Origin of the sequence: Candidatus Magnetominusculus dajiuhuensis (assembly GCF_046044395.1) — a bacterium.
Lineage (GTDB): Bacteria > Nitrospirota > Thermodesulfovibrionia > Thermodesulfovibrionales > Magnetobacteriaceae > Magnetominusculus > Magnetominusculus dajiuhuensis.
In genome coordinates, this window is sequence record NZ_JBJUSG010000115.1 from 1 (window position 1) to 11,577 (window position 11,577).

The 11,577-nt window shown below is 48.6% G+C and carries 10 protein-coding genes; 9 read left to right on the top strand and 1 reads right to left on the bottom strand.

Annotated features, from left to right (window positions below):
* Positions 1-132: 132 nt before the first annotated feature.
* A complete protein-coding gene (locus AB7D94_RS13695) occupies positions 133-669 on the top strand; it encodes a hypothetical protein (RefSeq protein ID WP_420266476.1) in 537 nt (178 codons plus the stop codon).
* Between the two features lie 45 nt (positions 670-714).
* Here the strand turns inward: AB7D94_RS13695 and AB7D94_RS13700 are convergent, their stop codons facing one another.
* Positions 715-996 (bottom strand): hypothetical protein, encoded by a 282-nt coding sequence (locus tag AB7D94_RS13700; RefSeq protein ID WP_420266477.1) that lies wholly within the window; start codon positions 994-996, stop codon positions 715-717.
* Between the two features lie 272 nt (positions 997-1,268).
* Between AB7D94_RS13700 and AB7D94_RS13705 the strand changes: the two genes are divergently transcribed.
* The 8 genes from AB7D94_RS13705 to AB7D94_RS13740 all read left to right on the top strand — a co-directional run bounded on the left by AB7D94_RS13705 (position 1,269) and on the right by AB7D94_RS13740 (position 11,576).
* Positions 1,269-1,742: an NADH-quinone oxidoreductase subunit NuoE family protein gene (locus AB7D94_RS13705; protein ID WP_420266479.1), complete on the top strand. Its 474-nt coding sequence runs from the start codon at positions 1,269-1,271 to the stop codon at positions 1,740-1,742.
* Positions 1,726-3,537, top strand: coding sequence for an NADH-quinone oxidoreductase subunit NuoF (gene nuoF / locus AB7D94_RS13710; protein ID WP_420266481.1), 1,812 nt, complete (start codon positions 1,726-1,728; stop codon positions 3,535-3,537). The genes AB7D94_RS13705 and nuoF overlap by 17 nt, the downstream gene beginning before the upstream one ends.
* 208 nt (positions 3,538-3,745) lie before the next feature.
* Positions 3,746-4,159 carry an Lcl domain-containing protein gene (locus AB7D94_RS13715; protein WP_420266482.1) on the top strand — a complete coding sequence of 138 codons (414 nt, stop codon included), beginning with the start codon at positions 3,746-3,748 and terminating at the stop codon, positions 4,157-4,159.
* A 112-nt stretch (positions 4,160-4,271) separates the two neighbouring features.
* Positions 4,272-6,965, top strand: coding sequence for a formate dehydrogenase subunit alpha (fdhF, locus tag AB7D94_RS13720; RefSeq protein ID WP_420266483.1), 2,694 nt, complete (start codon positions 4,272-4,274; stop codon positions 6,963-6,965).
* Entirely contained in the window at positions 6,955-8,718 is a 1,764-nt protein-coding gene (locus AB7D94_RS13725) for a formate--tetrahydrofolate ligase (protein ID WP_420266485.1), read from the top strand. The genes fdhF and AB7D94_RS13725 overlap by 11 nt, the downstream gene beginning before the upstream one ends.
* Positions 8,719-9,224: 506 nt before the next feature.
* Entirely contained in the window at positions 9,225-9,641 is a 417-nt protein-coding gene (locus tag AB7D94_RS13730) for a very short patch repair endonuclease (protein ID WP_420266486.1), read from the top strand.
* Positions 9,638-10,885 carry a DNA cytosine methyltransferase gene (locus AB7D94_RS13735; RefSeq protein ID WP_420266488.1) on the top strand — a complete coding sequence of 416 codons (1,248 nt, stop codon included), beginning with the start codon at positions 9,638-9,640 and terminating at the stop codon, positions 10,883-10,885. Before AB7D94_RS13730 ends, AB7D94_RS13735 begins: the two co-directional genes overlap by 4 nt.
* A gap of 34 nt (positions 10,886-10,919) precedes the next feature.
* The gene (locus tag AB7D94_RS13740) at positions 10,920-11,576 is read left to right on the top strand and encodes an ATP-binding protein (RefSeq protein ID WP_420266489.1); all 657 of its coding nucleotides are present in this window, start codon (positions 10,920-10,922) and stop codon (positions 11,574-11,576) included.
* Position 11,577 lies beyond the last annotated feature (1 nt).

The window sequence follows — 11,577 nt, forward strand, 5'->3', positions numbered from 1 at the left end:
ATTATACTATACATACTACCAGTATCGTTCTTGCCTTCACCGAGAATCGCTGGGGAATCGTGACACTAATTGCAGTTGGCCCCGGCATTATGCTATACTGCCCCCACTAATGTTTGTTTAAGGAGGTTTTTAATGATGTATAAGATATTTATTGTCATGTTGTTGTTTTCATTCACGGCAGGGTGCGCCGGGACAACTTTATTCAAGGGAGACAACAGCCAGGCCCGTCAGGAAAATCCGCCCCCTGCAACGCCGACCGCTCCCTCGCAGATTTCACTAATGGGTACCGATTTCGAAGACATTGACATTCCCGAAGAGCTAAAACTGGTAGAAGGGGAGTCTATCTTAATGAACACGGCGAGTTTTGTAGGCGGGTCTTTGGTTTACTCGGCTAATGTTACCGTTGATTCTATCGTCAGATTTTTCAAGACACAGATGCCAAAGAAGGGCTGGGAGTTTATGGCGTCGTCGTTTGCAAGAAATAACGCAATTATAGCCTTTAAGAAACCTAATAAAAACTGCGTAGTTCATATAGTCGGCCCGGGCGGCTGGCAGCAGGAGGCAAGAGTCCACGTGTGGATTGGAAATACCACAGGGTCGGCGGCGACTGATAAATTTACCGACAAATTCCCTGACAGACTTCCCGATAAGATTACGCCCGTAAAATAAAGGGGTTGCCCTGATTCTGATTAAGAATCGGGTTGCCTTTGTGTGTTAAGAATCAGGTTGGCCCTGCGCGCCAAAGCCGCTTTGCACACTGCGTATGCTCTTTGCCAGCTCACGCATTGCGTCAGTGAGGGATGCGCCGGTTTCCATCTTTGAGCGCACAAATTCGGCCTTCGACAACTCATTTATAACGTGGTCTGTGGAAGTCCCCATTCGGCATTCATTTACCCCGTCCTGAAGCTGATTGGTGATACAGGTTTCAATTTCCTGAGGTGTAAATTTTTGTGCAAGTTCACGCACCTCCTTCAAAGGCGTGTGCTGTTTATCCATAAGTAAACCTCCTGACATCTCTTTAATAACGCTTCCCGATATTATTTCGGACACTGATCGCACTACGACCACCCACTATAATAGCGTAAGACTTATTTTTATGGCAACCGCCGCTCAATTTTTTTATATTCAAAAATTACTTTTTGTGAATGTATTGACCATTGTATCGAATTCATGTTAGACTTGTCGGCTTGAGGCTCTGAAAACAATTACTCGAAAGTAAAACACAGGCATGAGGAGGGTATCCCGATATGTTTCAAGAGGGTGTTCCAATGGAAGGCTTAAACGACATACTCGCCAAATATTATCAAAGCGAGGGTAGTATCGTCTCAATACTGCAGGACATGGAGGTAAGGTATGGCTACATCCCCGAGGAGGCCGTCTCATGGGTCTCGCAGCAGACGGGATTGTCTGCCTCGCGGTTTTACGGAGTGGCCACATTCTATGGCCAGTTTCACCTTGTCAAGCCGGGTAAAAATGTAGTGAAGATATGCCGCGGCACGGCCTGCCATGTCAAGGGTTCAGAGAAGATTAGCGACGATGTTCAAACGATGCTTCATTGCGGCGTCGGTGAGACTACCCCTGACGGGAATTTTACCGTAGAGCATGTGGCTTGTGTGGGGGCGTGTGCGAGGGCACCGATATTTATCGTCGGCAAAGATGTCTACGGTAAGATGACGCCGCAGAAGGCAAAAAAGCAATTGGAAAAATATATGGATGGTGAGGGAAATGGGAAAAAAGGCTAAGACAGAGATAATCGTAGGAATGGGGACGTGCGGCATAACGGCCGGTGCCTCAGGTATCTATGCCCTCGCCGGAGAGCTGGCTAAGGCAAAAGGGTTAGACATAAAATTATCCTCAACCTCTTGCATAGGGATGTGCCACAGCGAGGTGCTTGTGGATGTTGTGGTTGATGGGTTTGCGCGCGTGACGTATGGCAATGTGACGACGGCGTCAGTAGAGGAGATAATCAACTCCCACGCCGCGGAAAATGTGCCGGTAATCAAATATGCCCTGGCCCAGATGCCCTCCTATGGAAAGGCATACGATGATATACCTGTTTTTAGCCAACTCCCCTATATGAACAAGCAGGAGCGGGTGGTGCTGTCAAACTGTGGGTTCATAGACCCCCTGTCAATAGAGGACTACATCAGCCACGGCGGGTATGAGGCCGTGAAAAAGGTGATTGCCACAGGTGACCCCAAGGCGGCGATAGAGATAATTAAGGCCTCCGGCCTGAGGGGAAGAGGCGGCGCGGGGTTTCCCACAGGGCTAAAGTGGGAGTTTTGCAATAAGGCGCAGTCTGACATTAAATATATTATCTGCAACGCCGACGAGGGTGACCCCGGTGCATTTATGGACAGGAGCGTCCTTGAGGGCGACCCCCACGCGATAATCGAGGGGATGCTCATTGGCGGTTACAGCATAGGGGCAAATTATGGCTATGTATACTGTCGTGCCGAGTACCCGCTGGCAATCAGCAACCTGAAAGTTGCCATCGCGGCGGCGCATGAGAGGGGTTTTCTTGGCGACAGCGTGTTAAATTCAGGATTCAAATTCAACATTAAAATAAAAGAGGGTGCCGGGGCATTTGTATGCGGAGAGGAAACCGCGCTCATCGCCTCAATAGAGGGCCTTAGGGGGATGCCGCGTGCAAAACCGCCGTTTCCAGCCCAAAAAGGACTATGGGGCAAGCCCACGGTAATTAATAATGTGGAGACGCTTGCTAATGTTCCCCGAATCATCGTAAAGGGCGCTGAGTGGTTCTCATCCTTTGGTACTGAAAAGAGCAAGGGGACGAAGGTCTTTGCGCTTGCGGGGAAGATTAACCGCGGTGGATTGATAGAGATCCCTATGGGGATAACCCTGCGCGAGATAATCTACGACATAGGTGGCGGAATTCCCAATGACAAGGCATTTAAGGCGGTTCAGACTGGTGGGCCTTCGGGCGGCTGTCTTACGACGGCGATGCTTGACACGCCCGTTGATTATGAGAGTATCGCAAAGGCCGGCTCTATTGTAGGCTCTGGTGGCATGATTGTCCTTGATGAGGACAACTGCATGGTGAACATTGCTAAGTTCTTCCTTGAGTTTACCCAGTCCGAGTCCTGCGGGAAGTGTACGCCGTGCAGGATAGGCACGAAGAGGCTGTATGAGATACTTGAGAGGATAACCAACGGCAAGGGCAGAAAGGGCGACCTGGAGTTGCTTGAAGCGCTCTCCGAGGATATTCGCGCCGCTAGTCTCTGCGGCCTTGGGCAGACTGCCCCGAATCCGGTTCTTAGTACGCTGAGGAATTTCAGAGAGGAGTATGCTGCCCATATCGAAGAGAAACGCTGTCCGGCGGCCGTCTGTAAGCCCCTGATAACGTTTACTATTAAAGAGGATACGTGTACCGGTTGCATGGCCTGTGCAAGGGCCTGCCCCGTAAACGCCATAACGGGCGAAAAGAAGAAGCCGCATTTTATAGCCCCGGAGTTGTGTATCAAGTGCGGTTCATGCTTTGACGCGTGTAAGTTTAAGGCGGTGTTAAAGAAGTGATTTTTTTAATTACTTATGCAGGTAGCTACGTTAATCAAGGACTGGATTCCTGCTTTCGCAGGAATGACACATCTATCTTTTGCAGGAATGACACATCTATCTTTTGTAGGAGTGACAGATACATGTGTTCATTTTCCCTGCCTTGTCTGTCATTTGTCTTGCCTTTTCTGTCATTCCTGCGAAAGCAGGAATCCAGAGGAGACCGCATATGAAATTATCAGGGACAGTTTTTGTAGTGTTAATTCTTTCCTTGTCTTTATGTTATGGATTTGGGAAGCAGTCTGAGCTTATAGTTGACAACGTGGGGATACTTACAGACACTGGCACAGGACTTCAATGGTACGAAGGCCCTGAAGAGCCTACAACCTGGGATCAGGCAAATTCATGGGTGGCGAAGCTCACAGTTGGTGGTGGCGGCTGGCGTATGCCTAATATGGCGGAGCTGAGAGGTCTTTATGATGCTGGTATGAGGAAAAAGTGTTCTGTGTGGTCAAGCGAGTTTGACGGCACGTCCGTCGTGTGGGTCTTATACTTCAACGATGGCAGTGAGCTTAAATTCGCCCGCGATGGCGGCCCTCAGGGCTTATGGCCACGGGCCTTTGCAGTGCGTACCCGAAAATGATGTGGGTGATTTGATCATTTGAAGCTTTGGTGATTTGCAGGGGCGCCGCCCTTGGAATAAATATTTTTTCAGGAGTTGGATTTGGCAAAATACGAGCAAAGGAGGATTGACGATGAGTATTAAGTTAACGATAGACGGCAAAGAGGTGGAGGCTGCCCCCGGTGCAACAATCCTTCAGACAGCCAGAGACTATGGGATATATATCCCCACGCTCTGTGACAATCCCGCCTTGGAGCCTTATGGCGGCTGTCGGCTTTGCCTCGTCGAGGTAGAGGGGATGCCCAAGCCCACGACATCGTGTACGACGCCGGTGACAGAGGGGATGAAGGTAAAGACCGCCACCCCTACGGTGGAAAGATTGAGAAAAACGGTCATTGAGCTGCTGCTTTCCGACCATCCCAACGACTGCATGATATGTGAGCGTGCGGGGGATTGCAAGCTCCAGGAGTTCGCCTATTTCTATGGGCTTAGAGAAAACAGGTTCTACGGCAAGAGAAGGCAATATACGAAGACAGACGGCAATCCGTTTCTTGAGCGAAATATGGACAAGTGCATCCTGTGCGGCCAGTGCGTGCGCGTGTGCAACGAGGTGCAGGGTGTGGGTGCCATAGACATAGCCTACAGGGGATTTGACGCGAAGGTATGCCCTTCGTTCGAGAGAGATTTGGACTGCGAGTTCTGCGGCCAGTGTGTCAGCGTATGCCCAACAGGGGCGCTTACAGGGCGTATTTGGGCAAAGAAAGGACGCAGTATTAATGTAAAGGAAGTCGAGACGACCTGCTCGTACTGCGGCTGCGGCTGTCAGTTGAATCTCCATGTTCGGGGCAACGAGATAGCGCGTGTCTCATCAAAGGCCGATACACATAACGAGGGATGGCTTTGCGTAAAGGGCAGATTTGGTTACGAATTCATAAACAGCCCTGACAGGCTCAAGACCCCATTGATAAAAAAAGATGGTAAATTCACAGAGGCAACATGGGACGAGGCCATCTCTTATATTGCAACTAAGTTCAAGAAAATACGTGATGACCACGGCCCTGACGCCCTTGCCGGACTGTCCTCGGCCAGATGCACGAATGAGGAGAATTACCTGTTTCAAAAATTTATGCGCGCGGTGATAGGGACGAACAATGTTGACCACTGCGCCCGTCTCTGACACAGCCCCACGGTGGCCGGTCTGGTCACAGTATTTGGTTCGGGCGTAATGACAAACTCTGTCCCTGAGACTGAGAATAACGATGTACTGTTTGTAATCGGCTCAAACACGAAGGAGAATCACCCGATTGTGGCGTTGAGGATGCTCAAGGCAGTGAAAAAAGGGGCGAAGCTGATAATCGCCGACCCGCGGCGCATACCGTTGGTCAAGCATGCCCATCTGTGGCTCAAGCAGAGACACGGCACGGACGTGGCGCTGCTTAACACCATGATGCACGTGATGATAAAAGAAGACCTTATAAATAAGAAGTTCATAGAAGAGCGCACAGAGGGTTTTAGTAAGGTCGCCGAGGCCGTGGAGGAATATACGCCGGAGGTAGGTGAAAAGATAACCGGCGTGCCAAAAGAAAAGATAATCGAGGCGGCAAGGATTTATGCCGCGGGGAAACGCGCCGCCATATACTACACAATGGGCATTACGCAGCACAGCCACGGCACAGACAATGTGTTTAGCGTTGCCAACCTTGTCCTGATGGCCGGCAACCTCGGGCGCGAATCGGTGGGGCTTAATCCATTGAGGGGACAGAACAATGTCCAGGGGGCAAGCGATATGGCCTGCGCCCCGAACGTATTTCCGGGTTATCAGAAGGTAACAGACGATGCAGTGAGGGCGAAGTTTGAGGCGGAATGGAAGGTAAAACTCCCGGACAAGATAGGGATGACGGCGATTGATATGATGTATGCCGCCGAGGCCGGTAAGCTGAAGGCAATGTATATCATGGGCGAAAATCCCGTTATGAGCGACCCGGACCAGAAACACACCATCCATGCGCTAAAAAACCTGGAGCTTTTAGTGGTGCAGGATATTTTTATGACAAAGACGGCGGAACTGGCCGATGTCGTTTTGCCTGCCGCGTGTTTCGCCGAAAAAGACGGCACGTTTACCAATACTGACCGTCGCGTTCAAAGGGTAAGAAAGGCACTAAACCCACCCGGTGGCGCAAGGGATGATTCTGCGATAATCATGGAGCTCTCCCGCGCTATGGGATATGATATGAACTATGGCGATATGTCTGAGGTGTTTGCCGAGGTGGGGCGTCTGTGGCAAAACATCGCCGGCATAACTTACAGTCGCATAGAAAGGCACGGGATTCAATGGCCATGCCCAACGCCTGAGCATCCTGGCACACCATACATGTTTAAAGACACATTCCCGATAGGCAAGGCAAAGTTCTCTGCTATTAAATTTAACCCCTCACTGGAGCTGCCGGATGAGGAGTATCCCTTTACGCTGTCAACGGGCAGGCAACTGCTCCAATACCACACGGGCACGATGACGCGCCGCGTAAAGGCAATAGACACGGCGGCACACGAGGCATACGTAGAAATCAACCCTGCAGACGCAGGTCGGATGAGCATAGACAATGGCGCCATGGTGCAGGTAACCTCGCGCAGAGGCTCAATCACGTTGAAGGCAAAGGTTACAAACGTGCCGGATGTAGGGGTGGTGTTTATCCCATTCCATTACAGCGAGGCGGCCGCCAACGTGCTGACAAATCCCGTATATGACCCAATTTGCAAGATACCGGAGCTGAAGGTCTGTGCCGTAAAATTAGAAAAAGTACAGGAGGACAAAAATCATGCCGCTTGACCCAACAAAACACGCTGACTGGGAAATAGCCGAAGCAGCGGAAAAAAACATGAAGACAGTGTATCAACTGGCCGAGGAGTTAGGACTGCCAAAGGACGAACTCCTTCCTCACGGCCACTACGTGGCAAAAATTGACTTTAAGCGCCTGTTAAGCCGTCTGGCAGACAAGCCCAACGGCAAGTACATTGACGTTACCGCCATAACCCCCACACCACTTGGCGAAGGCAAGTCAACATCTACTATCGGCCTCGTACAGGGGCTTGGCAAGAGGAAAAAGAGCGTCATAGCGGCAATAAGACAGCCCTCCGGCGGCCCGACGATGAACATCAAAGGCTCGGCGGCGGGCGGAGGCCTTTCGCAGTGCGTCCCCCTGACCCCGTTTTCACTTGGCCTTACGGGCGACATCAATGCCATAATCAACTCCCACAATCTTTCGATGGTAGCGCTGACTTCAAGGATGCAGCATGAGCTGAACTACACCGACGACCAGCTTGCCAAGAGGAAACTCAGGAGGCTCGACATTGACCCACGCCGCGTGCAGCAAGGCTGGATAATGGACTTTTGCGCCCAGTCACTGAGGAAGATGATAATAGGAATAGGCGGCAGGATGGACGGCTTTATGATGGAGTCGCGTTTTGACATAGCCGTCTCCTCCGAGATAATGGCGATATTGGCGGTGGCTACCGACCTGAAAGATTTCAGAGACAGAATGGGCAAGATAGTTGTGGCCTATGACAAGAAGGGTGCCCCTGTTACAACGAGGGACCTCGAAGTTGACGGTGCTATGACGGCATGGATGGTTGAGGCCTTAAATCCGAACCTGCTTCAGACAATAGAGGGGCAGCCGGTGTTGGTTCACGCAGGGCCGTTTGCCAATATAGCGATAGGGCAGTCCTCAATAATCGCGGACAGAGTGGGTTTGAAGCTCGCCGATTACAACGTGACAGAATCCGGCTTTGGGGCGGACATAGGGTTTGAGAAGTTCTGGAATTTAAAATGCCGTTACTCCGGCCTGAAGCCAAACGCCGCCGTAATCGTAGCAACGATAAGGGCATTGAAATGCCACGGTGGAGCGCCGATTCCCGTACCAGGCAAGCCTATTCCCGATGAGTACAAGGGTGAAAACGTCGGCTGGGTGGACAAGGGCTGCATAAACCTTATCCATCACATTAAAAACATAAAATCCGCCGGAATCAATCCCGTCGTATGTATAAACGCATTTTACACTGATACCGATGCGGAAATCAATATCGTAAGAAAGAACGCCGAGGCAGCCGGGGCAAGAGTAGCGCTGTCCAGGCATTGGGAAAAGGGTGGCGAAGGTGCCCTTGAGCTGGCAGACGCGGTAGTTGACGCATGTAACGAGGAGAACAACTTCCAGTTCCTGTATCCGCTTGAGATGCCTCTGACGCAGAGAATTGAGAAGATAGCCACACAGATATACGCGGCAGACGGCGTGGACTACTCCCCTGACGCACTCAAAAAGGCGAAGGCGATAGAGGCCGACCCGGAACTCAGCAAACTCGGCACATGTATGGTCAAAACCCACCTGAGCGTCTCTGACAATCCGAACAAGAAGGGAGTGCCAAAGGACTGGAGACTGTTCGTAAGAGATATATTGCTCTTTAAAGGCGCGGGATTTGTCGTCCCGGTAGCCGGAGATATAAAGCTAATGCCAGGCACATCAAGTGACCCGGCGTACAGAAGGGTTGACGTTGACGTAGAGACCGGCAAGGTAAAAGGTCTGTTCTAAAGAGAAAAAAATAAGGGGAGGATTATTTCAAAATAATCCTTCCCTTATAAAATCCAGTTTTAAAATAATGTGCATCCCTGCTCTTTAAACTCTTCAATTTTTATCAGCAAATCCTCCTCCGTGCAATTCAGATGTTCAGCCAAACATTTTATGCAAAAGAGATTTTTTACACGATTGCCAAGGAGTTTCCTGTTCAGCGCAAAATGGTCTTTCAGCAGCGTGCAATTACAAAGATGGCAAACGCCATATCTTTTGTGTCCATACAATCGTTACGATTCGTTATCAACATTAATAATGATATTGTGTTATAATGCTAAAGACGGAGGGGATGTTATTACAAAAGTCTGATATAGCGAGGAAATTTGTTGGAGTTGGCTTAGATTCAGAGGCTGTGAGGGGACTCAGGATGATGGCGAACAAGCTGGAGCCCTGTAAACATTTGCGATGTATCTTTTAAAGGTTGCCTTATGTACAGAATGAAAAAGTATTAAACTCAGATTGACGTTATGACGGATGTACATGATAAAAAAACCAGAAGCTATAACATGTCAAGGATCAGGAGCAAGGATACCAAACCGGAAATTCTTGTCAGGAAGTTCTTGTTTAGAAAAGGTTTCAGATATAAACTGCATGACAGGGCTCTGCCGGGCACGCCTGACCTTGTTTTCCCAAAATATAAGACTGTTGTTTTTATTCATGGCTGCTTCTGGCACGGGCATGAGGGGTGTGAGTATTTTGTGATACCCCATACCCGCAGAGAATGGTGGATTGACAAAATAAACAGGAACAAACAGGTGGATGCTGAAAGCACAAGGAAATTGAGTACGCTGGGTTGGAAAATCATAACTATATTTGAATGCAGCTTACGACCAAAGAACAGGGAGAAAACCTTGTCTCAGCTTGAGTCGGAACTTATAAAATGAGATATATTGATTTATTTGCAGGAGCAGGTGGTTTATCAGAAGGTTTCAGGAGGGCCGGACTTGAACCGATTGCCCATGTTGAAGCTGATGCAGCCGCATGTTTTACTTTAAAGACAAGGCTTGCGTATTATTACCTGTCTGAAAATGAGAAGATGGATATTTATATTCAATATCTAAAAGGGGAGATTACACGAGATCAGCTATACTCGTTTGTACCTCCTCATATTCTCAAATCTGTGATCAATATCCCCATAGGCGTAAAAACTAATCAAACGATTTTTCAGATAATAGACAGTATAAATGGTGGGAAAGACATTGATGTAATAATTGGAGGGCCGCCTTGTCAGGCTTATTCTGTTATAGGGAGGTCCCGTGATGAAGACGGTATGCAGGGTGACCCGAGGAATTATCTCTACGTGCAGTATGGAATATTTCTTAAGAGGTATAACCCCAGGATGTTTGTCTTTGAAAATGTCGTTGGATTACTGTCTGCCGAAAGTGGAAAATATTTCAGGAATATTCAGAGATATTTCGGCGCACTCGGGTATGTAGTAGAACCGATTATTGTTAATACTAATAAATTTGGCGTACTTCAAAACAGAAAGAGAATAATAATCATAGGATGGCATAAAGACCTTGATATTTCAATTGGTGAGCTGGCAGATAATGGTAATCCAGAACATAAGGTTTGCGATATATTTCAAGACCTGCCTGAATTACAGGCGGGTGAGGGTATTGATAAATATTCCACATATAGTACCTCTGATGTAACCGATTACCTTCGTATTGCAAAAATAAGGAATGGTATTAATATTCTTACGCAGCATGTCGCAAGACCCCACACAGACCAGGATAAAGAGATTTATAGAATAGCTGTTGAAAAGTGGAAACGCAATGAAGAGCGGCTTGACTACAATGATCTTCCTGAAAGGCTCAAGACTCATAAAAATAGAAATTCTTTTTTGGACAGATTTAAGGTCGTAGCGGCAAACTTGCCGTATTCACAAACCGTTGCAGCACATATTGCAAAAGACGGCCACTATTACATTCACCCTGACATAGAGCAAAACCGCTCTATCTCTGTACGAGAGGCTGCAAGATTGCAGACATTTCCTGACGATTACTATTTTGAGGGAGCCAAAGAGGGACGAATCAGAACATCCGCCTACAGGCAGATCGGAAATGCAGTGCCTCCGCTTATGATGGAAAAAATTGCCAGACAACTTACAGGATTTATTAAATGATAATTCGATCACTGATTTTTACAGGGGAGTAAGTATGTCAGAAATTATCTTACCTCCCAATGCACATGCTTTACTTAATTCCGTGAGATCGGTTGGATACTCTCTTGAGACGGCGGTAGCAGATCTGATTGACAACAGCATTTCGGCAGGGGCAAAGAAAATATCAATACGTTATTCTCCGCATGACAATCCTTATGTGGCTGTACTTGATGATGGTTTGGGGATGGAATCTGATGAGCTTACTTCGGCGATGCGCCATGGAAGCAAAGATCCCGAAGATGCTCGCTCAGTGAAAGACCTCGGCAGGTTTGGACTGGGGTTGAAAACAGCTTCCCTTTCTCAGTGTCGAAAACTTACTGTCATCAGCTTAAAGAACGGTAGTCTGTCGGGCAGATGTTGGGATCTTGATCTGATTGCACAACGTAAAGACTGGGTTTTGTGTGTCCCTGAAACAGAGGATATTAAGCTGCTGCCACTTGCAGACGATTTGCTCAGGCAAGGGCAGGGAACTGTGGTGGTCTGGCAACATTTGGACAAGCTGGAAGCCGGTGAGAGTTCCATCAACAAGGCTTTGGGAGAAAAAATGGATATTGTCAGGGAGCACATTGCACTTGTTTTTCACAGATATATTAGCGGCGACCCTATAACCGACATAGAGAAGCGAAAAGAGTTAAAAGCCCCCGTGCTTTAAG